This is a genomic window from Bacillus sp. FJAT-45350, assembly GCF_002335805.1.
GTDB lineage: Bacteria > Bacillota > Bacilli > Bacillales > NISU01 > FJAT-45350.
Genome location: NZ_NISU01000001.1, coordinates 673,425 through 698,383, shown reverse-complemented (window position 1 = coordinate 698,383; position 24,959 = coordinate 673,425). Strand labels below are relative to the sequence as shown.

Sequence of the window (24,959 nt, the reverse complement as noted above, 5' to 3'; positions counted from 1 at the left end):
TAACTAATACAGGGATATATCTAATAAGCCATTGAATCTTAATTTTAAAAGGTTTTTCTTTAAAACCCTCAAGTTTCAAAAAGGATAATAAAACTTCATCACCTTTAAAGCTCCACATTTTACACACCTTCTTTTGTGTCACAGTTTTTGTCGACTATGAATTAATCTTCTAACCAGTTATGGATATGAACATCCATAGAGGTATCGCATTCAAGGCATTCAAAACTTGCTGCTTGTTCTAATTCATAATCCTTTAAATTACTGCCACAACGAGGACAGAAGTTAATTGTTTTGTCGTCCCAACGTTCCTTTGTAGTTAGTGGAATTACAACAAATGGTTGAAAGCTAACAACTTTATCAACTCCACCTAATACCTCTGCAATAGCAGTATTTTTTGCTTCTTCAAAAGTAACCTCATTGGATGTTTCTGCCGTAATGGTAATTCCTTCTTTTTGTGCAATAATTCTATGAATGTATTTCTCGTCTTTTTTACTCATTTCTATATCTCCTTTTAGTATTAGCGGTTTTTGTCACTCTTCAAAATCCTCGAAAGCTTGAATAACTACACCATCTTGAACCACACCTATTTCTTCAATGTCCGATAACTCGCCAAACGCATCTAATTTGACTGTTGCATCCTGTGGCATGTCAGCTAACTTTTCCCGAAGCTCCTTCACTGTCATTCTCTATCGTCCCTTCTCAATGGCCATGTATAATCAACCTTCTTAGTTGCCTCACTATCCCGTAATACTGGCTTGTCCATTTCTCTATACTTAACTAGTTCTTCTTCTGTTAACTTCGATACTTTTACTGGTCCATGTAATGATTTCATGATGTTCCCGCCTTTTTCATAGATATATTTCAATCATAGTTAATGGATCGCCTATTCCAGATACTCAACTACCTGCGTTGTTTCAAACCACTCCACTACATCTTGGTATACCTTCATTTCAATTGGCTTCTCTTCGTTCCTAGACTTAATGAGTAACTCAATTGCCTCTTCCCAAGAGCACCGACGATAACTCCAAATGGCGAATGCATGATGTTCCCACAATTCAAATTGAAAGTCATTTCTTTTGGAGCGCCCTGGACTGCTATAGTTTGTTTCTGTTGGCGAAAGTGCTTGTCCAGGGACATAGGCTAAAACATTGCAATATCGATTGCTTGTATGTTGTAGTCGAATCCACTTTGCTTGGTCTGAGTCAAAGCTATTCAAAGTTTCAAAGATTGTTAATTCCTCAATTACTAGACTCCTCATTTCACCTACCCTCCTAGAATGGAATATCTGCTATTCTTTTATCCTTTGACTCCCTAAACACGATGTATTTCGGCTTTTTAAATAGGCGCGATACAAGTTTCCTATCGTACATTCCAAAAATAGTAGCGCTTGCTAAATTGGTTGTGATTATTGTCGATTTATCCTGCCTTGTCGTTGTTATCGCGTACAAGACTCTTTGCACAAAATCAGTCGCACTTTTGTCTGTTCCGATAGCCCCTGTTTCAGCTCCTAAGTCATCTAAAACTAGATAATCCACTTGAGATATCAAATCAATAAAATAATTCTCAGTGTAGATGCTCTTATCGTCTTTAAAGGTGCCTTTGATTTTTCGAATCATTTCTTCAACACTCATAAACAAACATGACGCTTTAAAATTTGAATTCTCGTTGAGTTCCTTTAACATCGCATAAGCTAAATGACTTTTACCTGTGCCTTGTAAACCTTGAAGTACAACGTTAAATACCTGTCCGTCTTTGTAGCGGTTGATACACTCTTTAACTAGTTGTTTGTTATTCTTCTCTTCCGCGCAGGTTGGTTTAAAGTTGTCTAATGTGGCATTTAATATTGTCTTATCACTTACCAAGCTCTTACTGTTCAGTAATAAGTAATTTCTTTTCAAGTACTTTTCTTCTTCGCGCTGCTGCACTTTTTCATTCTCTTTCTCCAAAAAGCATCTGGGGCATACAACTTCCCCACTAAAATCCATCAAGTTGATATTATGTTTTTCGCATACATCAGAACTGAATGCCATATTCTTGTGGATTGAATCCTTGATTGACTGCATTTGGTTTCACCTCTTGATTAAGGTATCCTTCAAATTTGGTACCGAATAATGTATCTGGACGTAAGAACTGATTCATTTTCTTGTCTTTGAGCCATTCACTACATTTAATGTCTATGACTCTCTTGAAATCATCCAGTTTAAAACCTTCATTCCATCTAGTTTTGATAAGGTCTTTTGTTTTACGAGTTGATGAGCGGTAATTTTTATTAGCTGCTTGGTTGAGATAAGTAATTATCTCGACAAAAGGTATTACTTCTCTTTCTTCTTCTTTTTCTAGATCTTCTTCTTCTTCTAATTCTTCTTCTGTTGCGTGACTTTGCGTGACTGTCACGTGACTGTCCAGTGACAACCTCTTCTTTTCTCGTTCTCTTTGTTTTCTAAGTCTGTTTTGCTCACGTATCTTTTCCAAACCCTCAATATTTTGGTGTTTCTCCCAATTTGAGATTGATATGAAATCATTTTCGTCTATCTCAATCATTCCAAACTGCTGAAACGTCTTAAGGGCTAATCTTGTTGTGTTTAAAGGCCTACAAAATAACGTAGCTAACATTTCATCTGTATACGGTATATTCTCATTCAAATAAATGTATCCGCTAGCGTTGGTCTTACCTGCTTGAGCTAATAATTTTATCCAAATCACTAATAATGCATCTGATTCTGGCATTGACTCAATTAATCGAATCTTTTCATCATCGAACATATTCGTTGATAACTTAATCCACTTCACATCTGCCATATGTCCCACCTCTCATATCTTGAAGCTATTCGTCTATATTAATGGCCGCCATGATTTTATCCAGCTCATAGCTTCATCAAAGTCTTTTGATTTAATAAATACATACTTCGGCGCTTGAAAAGCTCTTCTTAGGTGACTGTGTAGTTGAGCATATAATTTATTTTTGGTATACTGTTCCTCATATTCAGGGAAAATCTGCTCGACACGTTTCTTAATCTGGTGGTGCAATGCAGTTTGTTGTCCGTGGTCTAAAGTAATTCGCTCCGTTACAACCTTCTCTACCTTATCCAATCGTTTTTCATGTTGAATTAATTGATTAATAGTCCCTTGTAATACTTCTAATTGTGACTTCGGCTGGACTAATTGGCGTTCCATTTCGTCAAATTTTGTTACATATGTTGCTGTGAAAAGTACACCTTTCTCACCAGTCATTTTGTTTGCGACCATATCGCAGCCTTTACGAGTGAGTAGGTAGCATTTATAACTTTTGTTGTTTCCTTTTGTCTTGTAAGAACTTTCAATAAAAAAATCAATAGGGTTGAAAAGTCCACTTTCAGAAATCGTAGGCAAAAATCCAATATGTTTGATTCTTCCGTCTCGATGCTCCTGCCCATCAATCATCGCTAATACCTCTTTATGTTCTCTGCCGATCATTTTGGCTATTTCCCTACTATCAACTAATAATTGTTCATCACGTTTGATAATGTTCATATGCTCACTCCTTTTTTAACGCCAGTAACATTTTCGATTGTTAATGATTCTTTAAAGGTTTTGTTCACTCTCGCCAAATACCCATCTTCATAAATAGTTCCGGCGTTAAACTCATCATTACGTAGTGAGCATAGAGCGCTCATCAACTTGGATTCGACTTCTACAATAAATACACGACTTTCTAATTTCGTCAGAGTAATTTTTTTGTGCAACTTAATACCAGAACGTTTTAATATTTTCATTTTTTGACGCTTTTTCATCTTTTGCAGCTCCCTCCTAATCGGTTGGCTAAAACAAACTTAACTGTCGGAAACCCTTGATTTCTGTTTCTACTTCCTCTGGTTCTTCTAGTAGCTCGAAATAATTCGCTTGTAAAATAGCAAAGTGCGCATTGGTAGATTTGCTATTTAATAGACTGACATAGACAAACTTCTTACTTTCACCTACTGGACGTATGAGATATAACGCTCCTTTATTTAGCAATATACAATCTCCTGCGTTAATACACTTTGCTTCCTTAGCCAACACGATATAACCCTTTATTTATTGATTGAATGAGAGAATTAAATCCTAACTGTTCAAAATATTTAATTAATTGATTGCGAGTTATATTTAATTGCATTTCTTTAAAGCAAGGGGTAATTACGTCTGTAGCATCACACTTAATGGTCGCTAATTTCTTGCTTAAAAAGGCTTCGTCTTTGCCCTTTTCAAGTTTTTTAACGTATCTTTTGTATTCTGTATCCTCAAGTTCTTCTAATCGTTCGTATAAATTCTCGATGTTTCCATATGTAGAAATGAGAGGATAAACAGATTTTTCACCAACACCACTTACACCAGGAATATTGTCGGAAGTATCTCCCAATAAGGCTTTGCAATCGACCCATTGTCCAGGTGTAACGTTCCACATCTTTTTCATGTGCTCAGGTCTTATGCTATACTCTTGACCATTTTTACTAATAAGTTGAGTTGTTTTATCTGAAACTAACTGAAAAAGGTCTTTATCGTTCGAAACAATGACAGAACTACCTCGTTCTTCTTTTTGCCATATTGAATTAATTGTTCCGATTACGTCATCTGCTTCAATTTCCATATGTGAGTATTGAGCAATTTGTAAATCAGAAAATAACTGTTGTGCAGTAGTAAATTGTTCTTTTAGCTCTGGTTCAGTTTCTTTTCTGTGAGCCTTATAATCGTTATACATAGCCTTTCTAAACGTATTTCGACCTTCATCCCAAGCGATGACTACATGACTTGGATTAGACCTACTTATCAATTCAAGTACTCTTCTTGCCATAACGTATACTGCATTTGTGTATAGACCGTTTTCATTTTTCATCATGCTTTTTCTTGTAGCGAAGTAGGCTGTAGCAAGTATATTGCTACCATCAATCAACAACAGACGTTCACCTTTCACTGTCTTAACAGGTGTATCCTTCTGTTTCACTTTCTCAGCCTTTAAAGAAATTGCGCCTTCTTCCATCGTTACAATGATCTTATCTTCTGAATGAGCACTAATATATTTGTCTATTTCGTTCAATTGTTGAATAGCAACTTCAACCTTCATACCCGAAATAAAATGATTTTCAATACTCTCATTATCAGATGCTTGTCCTTCTCTAATTAATAGAGTAATCCGTTGCATGTCAGCTAATTGGTCAACTACTATCTCTTCTACAACATCAAATAAAGAAATTCTTTTTAATTGCTTTGCAAGACTTTGAAAAGATGCTCTTGTCGCTTTCCCTAATTGCGTTGCTGGAAGAAGGACCATGCATTTATTAACTTCCATGACTTTACCTGTATATGAACTCTTAGCCATAAACTTCCTCCAAATTGAAATTTTCTAAAAATACGGTATACTGTACTTAGGTTTTGTTTTAATTTGAGCTAGTCAGATGCCGGTCTGATAGCTCCTTTTACCAATATTGAATACTTATATAACTTCACCCCTTTCGCTTTAAATTCGATGGTATTTTTGCGTCGGCTGTACTACCAAACAGCGCATCAATTAGTATGTAGTGCATTCGCACCGTTCGGACTACGACTGTAAGGGAGAGAGTTGGTGAGGGGAACACCATTAACAAGTCGTAGCCCCAACGGCAGGAATGCTTGCCGCCCACTGATAAATTGTGGTATTATTTTATTATCTTGTAGTCTATTAATTAGCTATTGCAGTTGCAGTAAGTGTGTCCGCACTTGCTGCTTTTTCTTTTTGTCTTAAAGCCGCCTTCATGCATATTCGTTTAATTTTGATTTTCTTTTTTGCCTCGAGCACGATTTGCCTTCTATTAAGTTCACCCTGTAAAGCTAGTACCTCAGCTCTTTCTATCATTTGAATCTCTTTGTTTACTAACCTTAGAAACTTATCTAATGTAGGATTTTCATAGAAATTTGTCATTTTATTTCCTCCAAATATTTTATATATATTTTTATGTCGTTTTCTAATCTGTTCGACACTGATTAACAGCACTTTCAGTCAAATTTCGCCATTATGGTAAAAAGAAAGCCTCCGCAGAGGAATTAATAAACTTCTAATACATTGGTATACAGTAAGCTCTCATTAACAGGTCAATTTGTTCAGTACGAGTTGGTGATAACAAATTTATGGTTGCTAATTCTACAATTAGCATTTGATAATAGTAATCCAATGCTACCTCTCCTTATCCAGGACCTGTATTTCATCATCGAGCATTGAATTAATAGCTAGTAATTTTTCCACTATCTCTTCACTCGTGTATGTTTGGTCTTCTTCTATAATGTGGGCAACATTAAGTACTGCTGCTTTAATCTCAGTAATCGCTAATTGCTTTCTTACACTCATGAAACTCCCCCTTTTTCTCTTAACCATGTAAGCAAGAATTTTTTTGTGTCCTCTGCTGGGAACATCCACTTGTTTCCGACTTTGTACTTTGGAAACTCTGGATGAAAGAAAAATTCTTTTTGGATAGTGTTCCAACATAGGCACGTTCTTCTTTTTAATTCGTTTGTGTCCCAGAAGACCAATTCTTTATCAATCTCCTTTACTTTCTCTTCAAGTTTTTCTAAGTAAAGTTGTCTTACTTCTTCTGTGTCGACTTGTACGTTTAACACCGATGTCACCTCCCTTCTCATCATTCGCTTAAATTTGGTAACAATAATTAGGTGTTAGGCTGTGGATACCTTTGAACTTTCTCTTTGTAAGTTTGATACAACAATTTCACTAAAAAAAATTTCTCTAGGGTCTTTATTGAAAAAATCTGCAACTTTCAAAAGTAACTCCGCTGAAGGGGGTCTCCCCTTTTCCAATTCTACAATTGTTTGTCTTGATACACCTAATTCATTAGCTAGTTGCTCTTGTGTTAAATCAAATCCTTCACTTCTTCTAAGATATTTGACGCGATTACATAACATTTTGACACCTCCCAACTATGTTGTATCAACCTTACAAAACACATTGTAATATCAATCTTACATAACGTCAAGTAAAAACAACAAAAAAGTTATTATTTTTTAGTAAGCTATAATTTACAATATGTTATATAGAGCGTACATATAGGAGAGAACGCCAATATGGAAAATGAATTAGGGAAATTTTTAGAAGAGTTAAGAGGTAAGACTAGCCTAAGAGAAGTCGCTAACAAAAGCGGGTTAAGTCATACCTATATTCGAGACTTAGAATTAGGGATAAACAGAAAAACCAAAGCACCAATTCGTCCTTCTGCTGATACACTTAAACAATTAGCTAAAGCTTATGATTACCCTAGCAATGAATTGTTGAAAAAAGCTGGATATATTGAAGAAGACAATACGAGTAGTGAAGACTTAGATAAAAAAGTGGAAGAACTATTAAAAGACCCAAATTCACAGACTTTCTTAAAAGACTACTTAGCAGCTCCAGAAGATAAACGTGAGGATGTACGAAAGTTCTTGAAGTTTTTGATTATGGAAGAGGAACAGAATAAGAAATAACAACGAGACACGCAAGGGGAGAATGCGTGTCTTTGTTTCTTTCTAAAGGGGGTGATATAAATTGGACAAGAAGAACGTACCACAAAGTGCTACATTTATCGGTAAAAGTCGTAGGGAATTCTTTGGTGAATCTTTAACTGACCGTAAAGCAGAAGAAGTCCTCAAAATGATTAAGACAAAACCAAAAAAGGAGAAATAACATGAGTAAAAAAGATAATACTAAAATTATTAGATCTCTTACATACAACAATGCTCAAAGTTTATTGACTCAGATAAAAAACCCACCTTCCAATAACTCAACTAATAACGCATCAAAAAAAGAGAAGTGATTTTCACTCCTCTTTTTTGTTTAGTATTTTATGATACTCTTCTTGGACCTCTACTGGATCGAATTCGTATAATCTTACGAGCATACCAGATTTGCTATCTATATAAGAATTTGTGGATTCTGTAAAAAGGTACTTTACGTTTTCAATTACTTCTGTGCCAATTAGAATATACTCTCTATCCCTTTCTTCGGATAAAGAAATTGTTTTAAGTATACCCCACTGTCCACTAGAAGGGTTACTCATTTCAGCAATATATGCCACTTTCGTTCCTTCATTATCAAAAGCTTCTTCCCACACAGATAACGTTTGTCTAGACGTAAGCCCTGAACTTCCTCTATTAAAATTAACAAAAGTATTAATTAGCTTTCTTAAGTAAAGAACCCAGATTTCAGCTACAAAATAAGCAATGATAACGTTAACTAAAACATACGACAATAAAAAGTTAATATCGTCACCAGCTTTTGTTAATGATGTCAGACCGCTAATATCGTAATTAAACCACGTATTTAAGACTAGTAAACTTAATGAAACAATCGGAATAGCAAAACATAGAATCATTACTGTTTTTTCGGTATTCGTTTTATTTCTGTTTGTAGTATTCGAAACGTATTCGCTCCAGTTATAAGCGAGTACTCCAGGCAGAATGAATAATATTGTTGCGATTACTGTTTTTAATTCCATATTCTCACCTCTTCCCTATTCTATCACTTATTTGGTAGCAACAGCACAAGAAACACAATACTATCATTTGGGCGTTTTCTTTTTATTTACAAAGAAAAAAGACAGTCAAATCATGACTGTCTTTCTCATTATGCCCCAACTCTAATCTTTTCTTCCTTATTCAACTGAAGAGACTTCCGGTATTCTTCTGCAGCAGCTAACTTCGTGAACTCCACAGTCTTGTTATGATTCTCTTTAATTACTTTAGCAATTTCATCTAATGTGACACTGAAAAACTCTTTTCTAGGATTAACCTTATTAACCTGGTAATCTTCAAATGCTCTGTGCAATGAGCTTTCTAATTTAGGTGCATCTTCCGAGAACACCATAGCATGAACATCAAAACCAAAAGGAACAGAAGCATTCCCCAACTCACTTATACGCTCAAGAGGCTCTAACCTTCTAGTCATACCAATTTTGTATACATCTTCACCGAATGAACCTATATTTGAAATAATATAAACATAACCAGCTTTTGCATTTTGTTCACGGTAATCTACTGCCTCTTTTTCCTGTTGAATCTCTGCCATTTTCTCATCAATTTCAGCCAACTTTGATTCAATTTCAACCTTCATTTCTTCACTTGCTGATTCTAATTGTTCTTTATATTTATCGATAGCATTTTTAAAATGTTGTTCATCCTTCTCAAGCTTTTTCTTTTCACGCTCAATTTCTTGTTGTATTCTTTTTTCTTCCTTCATTTGCTCTTTAATTCTTCGTTGCTCTTCTTTCTCTTCTTCTTTTTTAACTTGATATTCATATGCTAAGTAAAGTTCCTCGATTTTTAAACTTAAATACCTATCGGTAATTTCGATTCCATTATGCTTGTTCATCTTATTTAATTGCTCCATAGCACGTTTAATCTGTTTTTCAACACTATCGATATTATTAAATTTCACTTTAGCAATCGCCGTATCACATTCATTATTAAATGCCCTCATAGTTATATTAACGTTATTTTTAGCAAGTACTTCTCCCTTTTTCTTGCTACCATCTACTGTCCATGTTTTTGCATCTGCAGCTGAATTTTGTTTTACCATTTCTTTTTGCTTATTTCGTATTTTATCAAGTTGATTTTTATACTCCTCCGAATTCTCAAACCCATATTTAGGTTCATAAAAACCAAATGATTGATATAGTAATTCATCTTCTAAAATAATAAGCTCTTCTTTCTTCTGAGCAATACTATTTTCAACTTCTGTCAATTTTTCATCTGCATTTTCTTTCTTTTTCTCTAATTTACCAACTTCTTTTTCGAGTTGTTCTGTCTTCTCCTTAATATTTGATAGGTCATCTAATCCATTTTCCCTCCAGTATTTCAACTGCTTTCTACGTTCTAACACTTGCATTACAAGAAGAATAAGACCAATAAAGAACGGAAATACGAAGTAGGTGAATGCAAACCATAATGCAATAAACCATGTAGATAAATACCATTTTTGTTTTACCACATTTCTTCCCCCTTTTTCATTTTGTTTCACACCAATTGTATAACATTTATTTGAAAAATTATATGAAAAATGTAAAATATGTAATCTAATATAATGCAAAAGTAGTTTACAAAGTTAAGTATTCTTTATATAATCATAAAAAAGAGAACCCACGTTCCTATTTTGAGGTGATTATATGATTACATACCAATCTACTACTTTAGAAAACTATGTTGAATCTATTTATAACCATATTGATATAAGACACCCAGAAAACATAAATCTTTCAACAATTGCTGAAATTTTAAAAATACCGACCTACTTCTTACCTCTCAATAGTCAAGTTGTCACGTTCAATGGCTTACGTATAAATATTGACTCAAGGCTTTCTCCTCCTGAACAGTGGGAAGATTTCGGTCATGAGCTCTGCCATGTATTAAGGCAATATGGATCACAATTAAATATGCAAACTGACTTTCTAACCTATCAGGAAGAAAAAGCAGACAATTTCGCGCTACACTTTTGTGTGCCTACATTCATGCTAGAAGAGTTAGAACTTCCTTTGCAACGTTCTCTGGTCATTGGATTTATTGCAGAGACTTTTAACGTTACCCCTCTCTTTGCCAAAAAGCGCCTTGAACGGTACGAACAACAATTATTAGGATCAAAATACTCTGCTCAGTTACAAGCTCAATTTGAGGCAGAACAAGAGTTTAAAAGGCAAATTGGATGTGATTATGTGCATGAGGACTCTCACAACACCTACTTGATTAATAGAAATAACGGTATTGTCGGTATTATAAATAAACGGAGTGATTACTAATGGCTAAAATGATTCCACTTGTAGGGATAGGTTATACAGAAGATTTTTTTGATGTTGATTTTAATGATGAAATGAGCTGGAGTAAATATCTAGAAGTAGATAACTACCACACTGCTCAATTTGCGATTGAACTAGGTGATAATGGCCTTGAAGAATTAGACATAGAAAAAGGTGACTACCTTCTCTTTCAAAACTACTATCATGATTCTGTTCGTGACAAGTTAGTAATTGTTCGTTCTGAGGAGCGGTATTTAATGCGATTGGCTACAAATGTCACCCCGGATACTTCAATCTTCACCGTTCCTGATGATATTTATACACCAATCGAATTAATGAGTGAAAATATTAGAATATTCGCTGTTGAATGTGGCTTTATTAAACCTCATGATGGATTAACGATTTTTAACACGGATGAAATGTAAGGTATTAAGTATAAATTTTCTACAAATGATATATCAACGAAAGGAGGGAATATTTTAGTGGCTAGTTTCAAGAAGCATAAAGATAAGAAATGGGAATATCGAATACGGTTCAAGGATCCAATTACAAAGAAGTACCGTGAAAAGTCTCAAAGAGGCTTCGCTACTAAACCAGAAGCAGAAATTGCAGCTGCTGAAATGAAAAAGAAGTTGTTGGAAGGGTATGAAATCACAGAGGATGTTTCACTTAAGCATTTTTTGAAAGAATGGCTGTTTGAGTATAAAAAACCTGTGATTAGAAAGAACACGTTTCAAATTCATCAGCGTAACATAGATAATCATATCCTCCCACATTTCAAAGAAATTGCACTAAAACGTATAGGACCTGTAATGTATCAAAAGTTCCTTAATCAACTAGCAGAGCAAGGCTACAGCAAGCGTACAATTGAGCTTATTAACGGTACTATGAATGGAGCTTTACGAAAAGCACTGTCATTAGGGAAAATAGAAAGAAACCCATGTGAGGGTGCAATTATCCCTACTAACAAGTCACGTAAGGATGAAGGATTACAGTATCTAATCTCAGAAGATGTAGGTACGTTCTTGAAGGAAGCGTATCAATATGATTATATCTATTGGCTATTCTTTAAAGTGTTAATTGAAACAGGGATGCGAAAAGGCGAAGCAGCTGCATTACAATGGACTGATATTGATTTAAAAGAAGGCACCATCAACATTAATAAGACATTGGACTTCCAAGCTACTGAATATGAACAATTGTTTGGTGATACAAAGACATATCATTCTATGCGTACCATTACGATAGGACGCTCATTAATAAATGACTTGTCGTTCCACATTAAGTTTCAAAATCAGAACAAACTTGCTTTAAATGCAATTTATCACCATGATTTAAACTTAGTCTTATGTAGAAATGATGGAAATTTTATGCCTAAGTCCACTCTATTCAATGCATTTGAGCGTATTTTAAAACGAGCTAACTTACCACGCCTCCCGATTCATTCATTACGCCATACACACGCAGTGATTCTTTTGGAAGCTGGGGCCGATATGAAATATGTCCAGGAACGTCTTGGTCATGGAAGCATACAAATAACATCTGATGTGTACGCCCACATAAGTAAGAAGATTGAAAAGGACACAATGCATAAGTACGAAAGCTATATGGATGATATCCTAAAGTAGCTTAATTTTTTACAATTTTTTTTGTGGGCATATTGTGGGCATAGAAAGTTAATGAGTAAAAAGTGTAAAACGCCCACAATAAGAAAAACCCCTCAACACCAGTGGTATCAAGGGGTTTGGCTATTAATAAGTTTGTAGGTACTGGTCGCGCTCCCAAGGATGAACTTGAGTGCGGAACATATCCCATTCGATTTCTTTAGCTTCCACGAAGTGTTCTACTGCATGCTCACCTAGAGCAGCAACTAAAATTTCGTTTGCAAGTAATTTATCGATTGCTTCTTTAAGAGTAGCAGGTAAATCACTAATACCCTCTTCTTCGCGCTCTTCTTTACTCATTACATAGATGTTACGGTCAGTTGCTTTTGGTGGAGTTATTTTCTTCTTAATTCCATCTAGGCCTGCAGCTAGCATAGCAGCCATCGCTAAATATGGATTAGCAGCTGGGTCTGGACTACGAACTTCTACACGAGTACTTAAACCACGAGAGTTAGGAATACGTACTAGCGGGCTACGGTTACGCATTGACCAAGCAACATATACAGGTGCTTCATAACCTGGTACTAGACGTTTGTATGAGTTAACAATCGGGTTCGTAATTGCCGTGAACGATTCAGCATGCTTTAAGATTCCGCCTAAGAACTGCATTGCTGTTTCACTTAATTGTGTTTCTGTATTTGGATCGTAGAACACATTCTCTTTTCCACGGAATAATGACATATTACAATGCATACCTGAACCGTTAACACCGAATAATGGTTTTGGCATGAATGTTGCGTGTAATCCATGCTTACGAGCAATTGTTTTTACGACTAATTTAAATGTTTGAATATCATCACAGCTTGAAATCGCATCTGCATATTTGAAATCGATTTCGTGCTGACCTGGAGCTACCTCATGGTGAGAAGCTTCAATTTCAAAGCCCATGTCTTCAAGTTCTAATACGATATCACGACGGCAGTTTTCACCTAAGTCTGTTGGTGCTAAATCAAAGTATCCACCTTTATCGTTTAATTCAAGAGTTGGCTCACCTTTTTCATCGTTCTTAAATAAGAAAAACTCTGGCTCAGGTCCAATATTAAAAGAAGTGAAGCCCATTTCTTCTGCCTCTTTAAGAACACGTTTTAAAATCCCACGAGGATCTCCCTCGAATGGAGTTGGCTCTTCGCCTGGTTTTCCAGGTTGGTAAATATCACATATTAAACGTGCTACTTTTCCTTTATCCGCAGTCCAAGGGAAAATTACCCATGTTTCAAGGTCTGGATACAAGTACATATCAGACTCCTCGATGCGAACAAATCCTTCAATCGATGAACCATCAAACATCATTTGATTTGATAATGCTTTTGTCAATTGATCAACTGGAATTTCAACGTTTTTGATAATACCTAATAAATCTGTAAATTGTAAGCGAATGAAACGTACGCCCTCTTCTTTAGCAATCTTAAGAATATCTTCTTTAGTGTAAGACATGTATGTAATCCCCTTTCAGAATATATAAAACTATTAAATAGTTTTGATCATGTGTTTTAATGAAAAAATCGTGAAAGTTGTCCTTGAATAATAGACGCTTTACCGTGTTTGCCTGCCATCATTAGTTCATTTTTCAAATGTTTCCGAAGTTCTTTATCACTAATATCTTTTGAATTTGATTTTCGTTCTAGTTCCTCAAGCTGAGCATTTTGTTTCATTTCAAATATTTGTTTAATTCCAGAAATGTTAATTCCTTGTTCAATATAAGATTTAATTTCTAATAACTTGTCTACATCGTTGAACGAAAATAAACGTTGATTCCCATTAGTTCTAGCTGGCTGAATTAAGTTATGTTCTTCATAATACCGAATTTGCCTTGCCGATAATTCAGTTAATTGTTTAACAATACTTATAGGAAATAACGGCAAATTCCTTCTCATTTGATCATTCATAACTTACTCCCCCTTCGCTTGAACTATTATTAGAATAACTGATGTAAGGTTCTATGTCAACACATGTTACCTATTTTAACATCAATATTTTTCGGATTTTAGACATTATTCTAAACTAACCGACATATTTAAAATACCCTGTTTTTAATTTAATATCACTATCTATTTTACCTACCTAATAAGTTTTAAAACATACTAGAGCAAAGAAACACCCATTTCCTAAAAATAGGTAACAGGTGCTTCAATCATCATTATGTAATTGTTACTAATTCTTTTTCTATTAGTGAATCAACTGCTTTTACTACCGCTAACTTAACATGTGCATATGTCAAACCGCCTTGAACATATGCAACATAAGGTGGACGAATTGGACCATCAGCCGAAAGCTCAATACTCGCACCTTGGATAAATGTTCCTGCTGCCATGATAATAGGGTCTTCATATCCTGGCATAGAACTTGGATGAGGTGTCACATGAGAATTGATTGGCGAAGCCTGTTGAATCGCTTGGCAGAACGCAATCATTTTCTTCTCATCGTCAAATTGTACTGACTGAATTAAATCTGTTCGTCTTTCATTCCATTTTGGACTTGTGTTCATCCCTATCTTTTCAAGAAAAGCCGATGTAAAAATCGCACCTTTCAATGCTTGTCCAACAACATGTGGTGCAAGGAAGAAGCCTTGATACATTTCCAATAAGCTATATAATGACGCTCCTCCCTCCGCACCAATACCTGGAGCAGCTAAACGATAAGATGCCAATTCAATAAGTTCCTTTTTTCCAACAAGATAACCGCCAGTTTTTACAATACCACCACCAGGGTTTTTAATAAGAGACCCAGCGATAATATCTGCACCAACATGACATGGTTCTTTTGTTTCAACAAACTCACCGTAACAATTATCAACAAAAACGATTACATCTTCCTTGATGTTTTTCACAAATTGAATCATTTCTTCTATTTTTTCAATCGTAAATGATGGACGATTCGCATATCCTTTTGAACGTTGAATCCCGATAACTTTCGTTTTTGCGGTAATTGCTTGCTTTATCTTTTCAAAATCAACTTCACCAGATTCTGTAAGCGGGATGGCATCATAACCGATATGATATTCCTTTAAAGAACCATTTCCACTTCCTCTAATCCCTACAATTTCTTCTAATGTGTCATAAGGCTTACCCGTAATATATAGTAATTCATCATAAGGTCGTAAGATTCCAAATAAAGCTGTTGCAATTGCATGAGTACCTGAGATGATTTGCGGCCTAACGAGTCCTGCTTCCGCTCCAAATACTTCGGAATAAATTCGCTCTAATGTATCTCTCCCCACATCGTCATAGCCATATCCAGTTGATGGGGTAAAATGAAAATCTGACACTTGATTTTGTTTAAAAATGTCCATAACGCGTAATTGATTTGTTTCAACGACTGTTTCAATCTGTCGGTGAGTAGGCGCTATTTTTTCTTCTATTTCATTTATTATTGGTTGCAGTGCTGTTCCATTCGTGAATTGTTCGTACATTTTTTTCTCCTTCTATTCCATGCGTTCTTTCAGCTTTTGACTAAGTCCTAATGATGGATGTATATAGCCTGAAACCTCGTATTTTTGGATATTATCATTCCACTCTTTTTCCAACACAATAGACTTCTCCACACATTCTGCAAGTAGCTTTCCTTCTGTCGGAAGGATAAACACTCGGTAAAATTCCATTTTTTCTTTTAACAAACGCTCAATCTCTTTTAAAAGGCTATCCCTATCCTCCTTTGAAAACGCTGAGACTTTAATTGTATTATGCTTTGATGATGGATAAAAGTCTTCATGAATTTTATCTCGTTTATTATAAACTGTTAAAACTGTGACATCTTTCACCTCAAGCTCATCCAATAATGAAAGGACCGTTTGTTCATGTTGGAAATGATTAGGGTGAGACCCATCAACGACGTGAAGAATAAAGTCTGCTTCACACACCTCTTCAAGAGTTGAACGAAAAGCTGCAATCAACGTTGTCGGTAAATCTTGAATAAATCCTACAGTATCAGATAGCAGAACATTTAATCCTGATGGTAACTTAAGCTTTCTTGTTGTTGGATCTAGAGTCGCAAATAGTAAATCTTCTTCAAGCGTATCTGCATTTGTTAATTTATTTAATAACGTAGACTTACCTGCATTCGTATACCCAACTAACGCAATTTGTATCGTCTGATTTTGCTTTCTTCTTTCACGGTATCTCTCTCGATGGCTTAGAATCGTGCTAAGCTGTGTTTTTATCTCATCCATTCTCCGTCTAATATGACGTCGGTCAGATTCTAACTTTGTTTCCCCAGGTCCTCTTGTTCCGATTCCACCACCTAGCCTTGATAACGCTGTACCTTGTCCCTTAAGTCGAGGAAGTAAATAGTTGAGCTGAGCCAACTCAACTTGTAATATCCCTTCTCTTGATTGAGCTCGCTTAGCAAAAATATCAAGAATCAATTGAGTCCGATCAACAATACGTATTTCAAAACTAGCTGACAGGTTTCGAACTTGACTAGGTGTTAATTCATCATTAAAAATAATCAAATCCACATCTAATTCATTTATAATTTCCTCAATTTCACTCACTTTCCCACGACCAATATAGGTCGCGGGATCAATGACTGAACGTTTCTGTGTAACCGTCATTACAACTTGCCCTTTTGCTGTTTTCGTTAATGATTCTAATTCACTCATTGAGTAGTCAAAATCATCGTCTAACTGGTCTTTTGTTTGACAGCCAACAAGTAACACTTGTTCAATTGCATCACTATTAATATCTTTCAATCATTATCCACCTCTATTATGCATATGGCCGAACAGTAGAATGTTCAAAATCAAAATCAGATGCAGCTAATATTGCTAATGATTGACGGTCATATTTACCTTCCGTTAATAATCTAACCGCCTGTGAACGAATTGCCTGCTCGATTAAATTTCGAATATATCTTCCATTACTAAAAGTTCGACCACTATCTGTTTTAATTTTTCGTAAATGCTCTCGTACCTTCCATTCGCCTTCTGTTGCTAGCCAATATTCACGTTCCTCTAATAATTTACTTCCTATCTCCATTAATTCATCAGTAGAATAATCCGGAAAATCAATTGATATCGGAAAGCGAGAAGGCAATCCAGGGTTTAAAGAGAGAAAATAGTCCATTTCTTTTGAGTACCCAGCCAAAATTAAGACAAATTCATGTTGTTGGTCTTCCATAGCTTTCACTAACGTTTGGCTATCTCCCATAATAACGATCTGAAAGTTTGAATTCAATCAACAATTGATAATCTTTGTGAAAACTTACCTTCTCTACTAACATTTGCATCAATTCATTCTTCTTTTCAATAGAAATTTCATCAAGGATCTTCAATACATCATCACTTGTAAAAAAATTGTCCTCAACCACTTCTTCGTTTAGAACATCTAAGTTATGAAGCATTTTTTCTATTTTATCCCTTTCCTTCTCTAAATTTTCCTTAGAATGCTGAAATAATTCTTTTTCAATTTCTTCATTAATAAACAACTCTAACAAATTCTCAAGCTTTCGTATATTTTTTTCTTTCTTCTTTAGTAATTCTGCTTTTTCTTGCCTCCAACCAGTTTCCACTAAAGGGCTTAGGAATGATTCTTTGTTAAATAATTGTATGTTACAAAGCTCTAATTTCACTTTTTTCCAAATCTCCGTATCTACAATTTTTGAATTCCAATATCCAGAACAGGTTTTACTTTTACTAGAACATTTATAGTACGTATATTCCCTGTTCCCTGATTTTACAGTTGCAACCATTGATGCACCACATTGACATTGACCTATTCCCTTTAATAAATAAGGTCTAGTTGATGGTCTTCCTGTATTTGTTCTAAATTTATCAATTGTTTTATTAGCTAAGTCGAACTGAGGTTGCTCAATTAGTTGAGGTATCGGAATAGGGAACTGTTCATCTTCATTCCGTTTCCTTTTTACTCCTTGATGATAATCAGTCTTATACGCCATGAAAGTCCCTAAATAACTTCTATTTCTTATAATTCTTGTTACTGTTGAACCGTACCATTTTTCTCCACGAGGTGCTTGAATGTTTTCTGCAGTTAATGTACGTGCGATTGCTTCTCCACTCTTTCCCTTTGCAGCTAACTGGAAGATTTGTTTAACAATTGCACTTTCTTTTCCATTCACTTTAAGAATATCGTCTTTTGTATCAAAACGATAACCAAAAAGCCTTGGATCAACACTTAGCTTTCCATGTTTCTTGATTTTTGTTAGCCGCCCTCGAATTGTTCGTTCTCTGATTTTTTCCCGTTCATATTGAGCAAACATCCCCCTTAACTGATAGAACATCATTCCTTCTGGTGTTTGCTTCCACTCAAAATTAACAAATTCTAATTGTATCCCTGATTTAATCCATTCATCGGTTAAAATTAACTGTTGGGTTAGTTGACGTGATAATCTGTCAGGATCATAGACAATAATTATTTTTGGCTTATCACCATTTGCAATTGACTCTCGTAAATAACTAAGACTTGGCCTATCTAGCGTAGCTCCTGAGCTTTGTTCTTTTAATATGACTACCTGTTCTTCGGAATATCCCAACTCTCTAGCCTTTTCTATTCCATTTTCTATTTGAGCCTCGATACTATACCCTTTTACAGCTTGCTCATCCGTTGATACACGAGCGTAAACAATAACCTTTCCACCGAGCATTGTATCACCTCTGAGAAACCCTTTTTCAGCTTCCTGTTATTTCATCAACGTTTATTTGCGTTCGACATTAGCCATTGAACGAAATGTTTCCACTGCTGTTCAGATTCTTTCGTAGGTTTTTCCCATTGAACCTTTATTGTCAAATCCTCTCCCTTTAATCTTTTTCTCCTCATCACATCTCCCCCACTTATATAGGTATAGAAGATTATATGTATACTAGAGTTTGTCTTATAAGAAAAATTACAATTAAGTCCTGAGAGAATACCAATACAGTAAGTATTTAATCACTCTCCATCGACCAGTATTACATTTCATGATAAAAAATCGTTAACAAAAAAACTAAAGAGATGGCACACTTTACCTGTGTACCATCTCTTTAGTTTTTCAGAAAACGTTATTTGATGAAATTGTATATCACATAAATAGCTCCTACCAGAAGCCATATGAGAATGCCCGGTCATATTGGCGGGATAAACTTCATTCTCTTTTTCTTAATCCCTCAATTCGTCTGACATTGCTCTTTCTTTTCCAAATAACCACCTCTTTACTTTTATACCTCATTAGGTATTATACATACCAATAGTAAATTAGTGAATAATGAGTGCTCTTAATATAAGAGGGGTGACCTTAAAAGATATAAATCACCTTTTAAGTCACCCCACTAAACTATAAAGTACGCTTGAATTTTTCGATAAATCTTTCAGGGTACTCTGATGGTAATGCACTAATTTCATCTAACTTATTAAAGTGCTCTTCACTTAATTTCCAACCGATAGCACCAATATTTTCTTCATATTGCTCCATTGTTCGAGGTCCGAAAATCGGAGATGTAACACATTCTTTGTTTAACACCCAATTAAGTGCTACTTGTGCTGGAGTTTTCCCAATTTCACTCGCAATTTCTTTTACCTTATTTAGAATGTGAAAATGTCGTTCTAGAGCGATATTTTCCCAGCCATATTCACCTGTCCAACCTAAAGAAAATCGTCCTTCTGATGGTAATTCGTACCCTTCATATTTTCCAGTTAAAAAACCACCTGCTAAAGGTGCCCATGGAATGACAGCTATATCTTCCTCTTTGCAAAGAGAGAGTAATTCCCTTTCGATTTCTCTATGTAACAGATTATATTGAGGCTGTACCGTGATGAATTTGGCATACTTTTGTCTTTCACTATAAGATAATGACTTCATTAACTGCCAAGCTAAGAAGTTACAGCATCCTATATAACGTACCTTCCCTGACGTGATTAAGTCGTCTAACGTGCGTAACGTCTCCTCAATTGGTGTTAAATTATCCCAAACATGAAGCTGATATAAATCAATATAATCAGTATCTAAACGCTTTAAGCTTGCTTCAACACCTTCTAATACACGTTTACGAGAATAGCCATTTGCATTCGGATGGACACCAACTTTCATTCGAACCTTCGTTGCCACAATTACTTCAGAGCGTTTACCTTTAATCGCTTTGCCTACATATTCCTCGGATGTACCCCTTGCATATACATCTGCCGTATCAATAAAGTTCCCACCATCCTCAAGAAATCGATCGACAATTGCGATTGATTCATCCTCTGATGTGCCTCTCCCAAATGTCATGGTTCCTAAACAAAGCTCAGATACAACAATTCCACTCTTACCTAACTTACGATATTCCAATGTAAAATTCCCCTTTCATTACCACTTGATTTGTCTATAGTTTACCATTAATGAGAATAACCAAAAAGAGTTTTACCTTTTGAATTTAAGAAGGTAAGCTTGTCCTCCTTTATAGCTTGTATTTAGGAAAAAGTCATACGATACTGTTGACTAACGTATCTATTGCCTCTTTTCCAAAGTCTTTTTCACCACCACGCGCGAGAGAATAGGCTTCATCAATAAATAATACACCACCACTTGCTTTCTTAATGATCTCCCTCGTTTTCTGAGCTGTATGGCCAATGTATTCACCAACCAAATCTGCCCTTTCTACCTCTATTAAATGCCCTTTTGATAAAACATCCATGTCATGAAAGAATTTCGCAATAAGTCTTGCCACAGTTGTCTTACCCGTACCTGGATTTCCTTTAAAAATCATGTGCAGTGATTGTTTTGCAACTTTTAACCCTTCTTCTTTTCTACAATTATTAATATATAACCAAGCGTAAATTTCTTTCAGAAAGCGCTTAATATCTTGTAAACCAACTAGTGATTCTAGTTCTTTTTCAACACGTTCTAAGATGTAATGTTTCTCTTTCTCTTCTTTTGAAACAAATTGATGCCTTAAGTCTGACTGTTTATTTGATTTATGATTTAACACAACATTTATTTGACCTTTTGAACGTGTCCTTGATGATGGGTTTTTCATTTATGTCACACCCCTTCTGTTCACTTTTCCTTACACTACTATACGCAAGTTGAAATTTTTTGTGACAAATGCCTACCTTTTTCTGAGATTACTAGTTGTCTCTAAAAATTCCAAATAAATGAACAGCTTGCTATAATAAAAGAAATAACTAAGGAGGTGTCGCATGAATCTTTTACACGACTCAATACTTCCCTCTACTGTAAAAGAATACTTAACATCCTTAGAAGGAAAACGACAGCCTTCAACGGTACGGCGGTATTTCTATGATTTAGAAGACTTTTTTAAGTGGCTAGCCGAGGAATACGAAGCAAAAGAGGTGACTAATTGGTTAATGCTAACGACTGAAGAAATTAAACCGTTTTTTTGGTTACTTGAAAAAGAACGTAAGTACAATATTCGAACAACGAAAAGAATCGCGACTGTTCTTAATCAGCTATATAAATACTCCATTAAGCAAGGAGTATGTAATGATAATCCAATAGATGGGATTGAACTTCTATCATTAAAAGAACATTCTTTTCAAACTGATCATTTCATAACAGAGAAAGAAGCTGAAAAATTATTCAAAAGTGTGAAATCAATGAATGGCTTAACTGAAAATCAAGAAAAAAGTAGACACTTTCTTGTCGATCGTAATATTTCTATATTTCTACTATTCCTATCTTATGGTCTTACACTTCAAGAACTAACAAACTTAAAAATGAAAGATATTCATTTTGAAAACAATACTATTTACATTGCTTCAAAAACGAGCCTTTCAAGAACAATTACTATTAACGAAAACGACAAAGTTCAGCTCTATACCTATTTCAAACAAATACCTGAACCTGTTCGACCGAGATACCATAGTCATGACCCATTCTTTGTTTCTTTTGACTTTCAGCGTAATACGTACCGTTGGCTCTATGAGCTTGATCAACCGAAAGCATTAACAGAAATAGCGATTCAAAAAATGATCCGTGAAGAAGTAAAACGAGCTGGATTACGTAAAGGAATTTCAGCTAAGCTAATACGTCATACGTTTATCCTTAATCAACTTTCAAATAATGTACCAATCGAAGATATCCAACGCATCCTCGGATTAAAAACCCCCCATCTATTACAACGTTATATTGAATATAGTAATTTAAATAGCTAGATTCATAGAAGGCACGAAAAAGTGAATTTTTCCGTGCCTTCTTTTTTATATTCAAAAACAACCTCTATCATTAATATGGCAAGTCCTAACAAAACAACGTTACATTGTGCCGCACTTTCGGCATATCCCTTAAAATAAGGAGCATCTTCCAACCACTCCTTTTTAAAGTAACTAATTTTTATGTACAACCTCCTATTAATTTTTCTGACTTTTACCACCCCTAATAAATGCAGTATTTTCAAATGTTTTCCTTATTATAAGGAACTCTAATCAGTTAAATAAAAATCCTAATTAAATATAAAATTTTCAGTTTATTTATGCTTTTCTTAAAAGTTGGCATAGCCCTTGCAATATAGAATGGTGTAGCAAAAATAATTTTTCTTTCTAGGGGGAGTTCGTATTATGTCAGCTGAACAAGTATATGGTTTTTTCATTCCGAGTGTGAACTTAATGGGAGTTGGAGCAGTGAAAGAAGCTGGTCCAAGAATCAAATCTCTTGGGTGCCAAAGAGCATTAATCGTTACCGACGAAGGATTATACAAAATGGGAGTTGCAGACCAAATCGCTGCTTATATTCGAGAAGCTGGAGTAGAAGTTGAAATCTTCTCAGGTGCTGAGCCTAACCCGACAGATAAAAATGTTGAAGACGGATTAAATGCATATAACGATAAAGGTTGTGATGCAATCGTATCATTAGGTGGCGGTAGCTCACACGACTGCGCAAAAGGTATTGGTTTAGTCGCTGCTAATGGAGGACGTATTCATGATTATGAAGGTGTAGACCAATCTAAATCACCATCTATACCTATCATCGCAATCAATACGACATCAGGTACTGCAAGTGAAATGACACGTTTCTGTATCATTACAGATAGCGAAAGAAAAATTAAAATGGCAATTGTAGATAAACACGTTACACCTACAATCTCAATTAACGACCCTATATTAACTGTGAAAAAGCCAGCTGGTTTAACAGCAGCAACTGGAATGGACGCTTTAACACATGCAATCGAAGCATATGTTTCTACATCAGCTACTCCAATTACAGATGCGTGTGCTTTACAAGCAATTCGTCTAGTAAGTAATAATCTACGTGCAGCTGTAGCAAATGGTGAAGACATTGACGCTCGTAACAATATGTCTTATGCACAATTCTTAGCTGGTATGGCATTTAACAACGCATCATTAGGTTATGTACATGCAATCGCTCACCAATTCGGTGGATTCTATAACTTACCACACGGAGTATGTAATGCAATCCTATTACCACACGTAGAGCGTTTTAACCTAATTGCTAAGCCCGAACGCTTTGTAGATATTGCTGTTGCTCTAGGTGAAAATGTAAGCGGTTTACCAACGCGTGAAGCAGCAGAAAAAGCAATAACTGCTATTGAGACATTAGCTAAAGATGTTGGCATTCCTTCTGGATTTACTGAGCTGGGAGCTAAAGAAGAAGACATCGCTATTCTGGCTGAAAATGCAATGAATGATGCATGCGCTCTTACAAACCCAAGAAAAGCAACATTACAAGAGCTAAAAGATATTATCGCTGGATCATACTAATAAAATTGTATTAGTCACAAATCACAACAAATCACACACAGCAGGAGCTTCTCAATAACGTGAGTAAGGCTCCTGTTTTTTAAGCAATAACTTTATAAATCGTATTACTTATATAATTCAAGGGGGCTAACAATGGGGGACAAAATTTTATACAAAATGTCTTATTTCAATCGAATCGGTGAATTAAACGAGCACGCAACTGAAGCATTCCAAGCTTTTATTAAATTTGATAAAGATGCATTAAAAAAAGGTGCCTTATCTGTTAAACAGAAAGAAACAATTGCTGTCGCTGTTGCACACATTACTGGTTGTCCATATTGTATTGATATTCACGTAAATCAATTCAAAGATGCTGGTGGGACACAAGAAGAAATGTCAGAAGCATTATTTGTTGCAACTGCAATGAAAGCTGGTTCTGCCTTAGCACACGGTGTAAATGCATTAAATGCGTTTGATGCAGATGAAGATGTTTTGTATAAACAACAATATTTTGATAGATTGAAAGAGTTCTCTACGTTAAATAAAGATGCATTCTTAGCCTTCATTGACTTCGATAAACAAACAATGAAACCTGGTGCACTAACTGTAAAAGAAAAAGAATTAATTGCAGTCGCTTCCGCGCACGCAACTGGTTGTCCATATTGTATTGAGCTTCATACAAAGGCAGCAAAAACAGCTGACGCAACAATTCAAGAAATTTCAGAAGCGATTATGGTTGCAACAGCTTTAAAGGCTGGAGCTGCTCTAGCCCATAGTGTAAACGCTTTAAACGCGTATTGCTCTTGTGAAGATTGCTCAACTTGTTAAGAAAAGTGATTACCTCTCTCCAAGGAGGAGGTTGGGACACAAGTCTTCAATAGGTGTGCAATGGCTCCGTTCGCTACGCGCCT

32 protein-coding genes and 1 pseudogene are annotated in these 24,959 nt (G+C 35.4%); 8 read left to right on the top strand and 25 right to left on the bottom strand.

The annotated features are described in order from the left end of the window. Positions 1-161 precede the first annotated feature (161 nt). The 14 genes from CD003_RS03460 to CD003_RS03410 all read right to left on the bottom strand — a co-directional run bounded on the left by CD003_RS03460 (position 162) and on the right by CD003_RS03410 (position 6,903). Positions 162-497, bottom strand: coding sequence for a transposase (locus tag CD003_RS03460; RefSeq protein WP_096199494.1), 336 nt, complete (start codon positions 495-497; stop codon positions 162-164). Between the two features lie 33 nt (positions 498-530). After that, positions 531-683: a hypothetical protein gene (locus CD003_RS21660; protein WP_179295405.1), complete on the bottom strand. Its 153-nt coding sequence runs from the start codon at positions 681-683 to the stop codon at positions 531-533. Further along, positions 680-832 (bottom strand): hypothetical protein, encoded by a 153-nt coding sequence (locus tag CD003_RS21655; RefSeq protein ID WP_179295404.1) that lies wholly within the window; start codon positions 830-832, stop codon positions 680-682. Before CD003_RS21655 ends, CD003_RS21660 begins: the two co-directional genes overlap by 4 nt. A 51-nt stretch (positions 833-883) precedes the next feature. Continuing rightward, positions 884-1,258, bottom strand: a complete 375-nt coding sequence (locus CD003_RS03455; protein ID WP_096199493.1) for a hypothetical protein — start codon at positions 1,256-1,258, stop codon at positions 884-886. A gap of 13 nt (positions 1,259-1,271) precedes the next feature. Continuing rightward, positions 1,272-2,063, bottom strand: coding sequence for an ATP-binding protein (locus CD003_RS03450; RefSeq protein ID WP_096199492.1), 792 nt, complete (start codon positions 2,061-2,063; stop codon positions 1,272-1,274). Then, positions 2,014-2,799 carry a phage replisome organizer N-terminal domain-containing protein gene (locus CD003_RS03445; RefSeq protein WP_096199491.1) on the bottom strand — a complete coding sequence of 262 codons (786 nt, stop codon included), beginning with the start codon at positions 2,797-2,799 and terminating at the stop codon, positions 2,014-2,016. The genes CD003_RS03450 and CD003_RS03445 overlap by 50 nt, the downstream gene beginning before the upstream one ends. 33 nt (positions 2,800-2,832) lie before the next feature. Continuing rightward, a complete protein-coding gene (locus CD003_RS03440) occupies positions 2,833-3,510 on the bottom strand; it encodes a Rha family transcriptional regulator (RefSeq protein WP_096199490.1) in 678 nt (225 codons plus the stop codon). Then, positions 3,507-3,770, bottom strand: coding sequence for a hypothetical protein (locus CD003_RS03435; protein ID WP_096199489.1), 264 nt, complete (start codon positions 3,768-3,770; stop codon positions 3,507-3,509). The genes CD003_RS03440 and CD003_RS03435 overlap by 4 nt, the downstream gene beginning before the upstream one ends. 28 nt (positions 3,771-3,798) lie before the next feature. Then, positions 3,799-3,993: a hypothetical protein gene (locus CD003_RS03430; RefSeq protein WP_096199488.1), complete on the bottom strand. Its 195-nt coding sequence runs from the start codon at positions 3,991-3,993 to the stop codon at positions 3,799-3,801. 34 nt (positions 3,994-4,027) lie between these two features. Next, entirely contained in the window at positions 4,028-5,332 is a 1,305-nt protein-coding gene (locus CD003_RS03425) for a 5'-3' exonuclease (protein ID WP_096199487.1), read from the bottom strand. A gap of 339 nt (positions 5,333-5,671) precedes the next feature. Further along, the gene (locus CD003_RS03420; protein ID WP_096199486.1) at positions 5,672-5,911 is read right to left on the bottom strand and encodes a hypothetical protein; all 240 of its coding nucleotides are present in this window, start codon (positions 5,909-5,911) and stop codon (positions 5,672-5,674) included. Positions 5,912-6,163: 252 nt separating this feature from the next. Continuing rightward, the gene (locus tag CD003_RS21650) at positions 6,164-6,334 is read right to left on the bottom strand and encodes a hypothetical protein (RefSeq protein ID WP_179295403.1); all 171 of its coding nucleotides are present in this window, start codon (positions 6,332-6,334) and stop codon (positions 6,164-6,166) included. Then, positions 6,331-6,603, bottom strand: coding sequence for a group-specific protein (locus tag CD003_RS03415; protein ID WP_096199485.1), 273 nt, complete (start codon positions 6,601-6,603; stop codon positions 6,331-6,333). Before CD003_RS03415 ends, CD003_RS21650 begins: the two co-directional genes overlap by 4 nt. Before the next feature lie 54 nt (positions 6,604-6,657). Next, positions 6,658-6,903, bottom strand: coding sequence for a helix-turn-helix transcriptional regulator (locus CD003_RS03410; RefSeq protein WP_096199484.1), 246 nt, complete (start codon positions 6,901-6,903; stop codon positions 6,658-6,660). 159 nt (positions 6,904-7,062) lie between these two features. Between CD003_RS03410 and CD003_RS03405 the strand changes: the two genes are divergently transcribed. Beyond that, positions 7,063-7,461, top strand: coding sequence for a helix-turn-helix domain-containing protein (locus CD003_RS03405; protein WP_096199483.1), 399 nt, complete (start codon positions 7,063-7,065; stop codon positions 7,459-7,461). Positions 7,462-7,522: 61 nt separating this feature from the next. Then, a complete protein-coding gene (locus CD003_RS21645; protein ID WP_179295402.1) occupies positions 7,523-7,660 on the top strand; it encodes a hypothetical protein in 138 nt (45 codons plus the stop codon). A gap of 133 nt (positions 7,661-7,793) precedes the next feature. Here the strand turns inward: CD003_RS21645 and CD003_RS03400 are convergent, their stop codons facing one another. Beyond that, entirely contained in the window at positions 7,794-8,471 is a 678-nt protein-coding gene (locus CD003_RS03400) for a hypothetical protein (protein ID WP_096199482.1), read from the bottom strand. Positions 8,472-8,599: 128 nt separating this feature from the next. Continuing rightward, a complete protein-coding gene (locus CD003_RS03395) occupies positions 8,600-9,961 on the bottom strand; it encodes a DUF4041 domain-containing protein (RefSeq protein ID WP_096199481.1) in 1,362 nt (453 codons plus the stop codon). A 175-nt stretch (positions 9,962-10,136) separates the two neighbouring features. On the opposite strand from CD003_RS03395, the gene CD003_RS03390 reads away from it, so the two are divergent. Genes CD003_RS03390 through CD003_RS03380 form a run of 3 tightly spaced genes read left to right on the top strand, consistent with a single transcriptional unit; the run spans position 10,137 to position 12,388 of the window. After that, the gene (locus CD003_RS03390) at positions 10,137-10,763 is read left to right on the top strand and encodes an ImmA/IrrE family metallo-endopeptidase (RefSeq protein WP_096199480.1); all 627 of its coding nucleotides are present in this window, start codon (positions 10,137-10,139) and stop codon (positions 10,761-10,763) included. After that, a complete protein-coding gene (locus CD003_RS03385) occupies positions 10,763-11,185 on the top strand; it encodes a hypothetical protein (protein WP_096199479.1) in 423 nt (140 codons plus the stop codon). Before CD003_RS03390 ends, CD003_RS03385 begins: the two co-directional genes overlap by 1 nt. Before the next feature lie 57 nt (positions 11,186-11,242). Next, a complete protein-coding gene (locus CD003_RS03380) occupies positions 11,243-12,388 on the top strand; it encodes a site-specific integrase (protein WP_096199478.1) in 1,146 nt (381 codons plus the stop codon). Between the two features lie 123 nt (positions 12,389-12,511). On the opposite strand, the gene glnA is transcribed toward CD003_RS03380, so the two are convergent. The 9 genes and pseudogenes from glnA to CD003_RS03340 form a co-directional block, all read right to left on the bottom strand. Continuing rightward, entirely contained in the window at positions 12,512-13,858 is a 1,347-nt protein-coding gene (gene glnA, locus CD003_RS03375; protein WP_096199477.1) for a type I glutamate--ammonia ligase, read from the bottom strand. 56 nt (positions 13,859-13,914) lie between these two features. Continuing rightward, positions 13,915-14,310 carry a MerR family transcriptional regulator gene (locus CD003_RS03370; protein WP_096199476.1) on the bottom strand — a complete coding sequence of 132 codons (396 nt, stop codon included), beginning with the start codon at positions 14,308-14,310 and terminating at the stop codon, positions 13,915-13,917. A 251-nt stretch (positions 14,311-14,561) separates the two neighbouring features. Next, positions 14,562-15,833 carry a methionine gamma-lyase family protein gene (locus CD003_RS03365; protein ID WP_096199475.1) on the bottom strand — a complete coding sequence of 424 codons (1,272 nt, stop codon included), beginning with the start codon at positions 15,831-15,833 and terminating at the stop codon, positions 14,562-14,564. A gap of 12 nt (positions 15,834-15,845) precedes the next feature. Then, positions 15,846-17,102, bottom strand: a complete 1,257-nt coding sequence (gene hflX / locus CD003_RS03360) for a GTPase HflX (RefSeq protein WP_096202233.1) — start codon at positions 17,100-17,102, stop codon at positions 15,846-15,848. A gap of 25 nt (positions 17,103-17,127) precedes the next feature. Next, positions 17,128-17,538 (bottom strand): hypothetical protein, encoded by a 411-nt coding sequence (locus CD003_RS03355; RefSeq protein ID WP_179295580.1) that lies wholly within the window; start codon positions 17,536-17,538, stop codon positions 17,128-17,130. Positions 17,539-17,557: 19 nt separating this feature from the next. Beyond that, entirely contained in the window at positions 17,558-19,021 is a 1,464-nt protein-coding gene (locus tag CD003_RS03350) for a recombinase family protein (protein ID WP_096199473.1), read from the bottom strand. Between the two features lie 44 nt (positions 19,022-19,065). Continuing rightward, positions 19,066-19,194 (bottom strand): hypothetical protein, encoded by a 129-nt coding sequence (locus tag CD003_RS22155; RefSeq protein ID WP_257008151.1) that lies wholly within the window; start codon positions 19,192-19,194, stop codon positions 19,066-19,068. Between the two features lie 493 nt (positions 19,195-19,687). Further along, entirely contained in the window at positions 19,688-20,680 is a 993-nt protein-coding gene (locus CD003_RS03345) for an aldo/keto reductase (protein ID WP_096199472.1), read from the bottom strand. A 148-nt stretch (positions 20,681-20,828) separates the two neighbouring features. After that, positions 20,829-21,368 (bottom strand): annotated as a pseudogene (locus CD003_RS03340) (AAA family ATPase); the annotation flags it as partial. A 163-nt stretch (positions 21,369-21,531) separates the two neighbouring features. On the opposite strand from CD003_RS03340, the gene CD003_RS03335 reads away from it, so the two are divergent. The 3 genes from CD003_RS03335 to CD003_RS03320 all read left to right on the top strand — a co-directional run bounded on the left by CD003_RS03335 (position 21,532) and on the right by CD003_RS03320 (position 24,876). Continuing rightward, entirely contained in the window at positions 21,532-22,506 is a 975-nt protein-coding gene (locus CD003_RS03335; RefSeq protein WP_096199470.1) for a tyrosine-type recombinase/integrase, read from the top strand. A gap of 402 nt (positions 22,507-22,908) precedes the next feature. Then, complete coding sequence (locus tag CD003_RS03325; RefSeq protein ID WP_096199468.1) at positions 22,909-24,069, top strand: iron-containing alcohol dehydrogenase; 1,161 nt, start codon at positions 22,909-22,911, stop codon at positions 24,067-24,069. A 132-nt stretch (positions 24,070-24,201) separates the two neighbouring features. Further along, entirely contained in the window at positions 24,202-24,876 is a 675-nt protein-coding gene (locus tag CD003_RS03320) for a carboxymuconolactone decarboxylase family protein (protein ID WP_096199467.1), read from the top strand. The last annotated feature ends 83 nt before the right edge of the window (positions 24,877-24,959 follow it).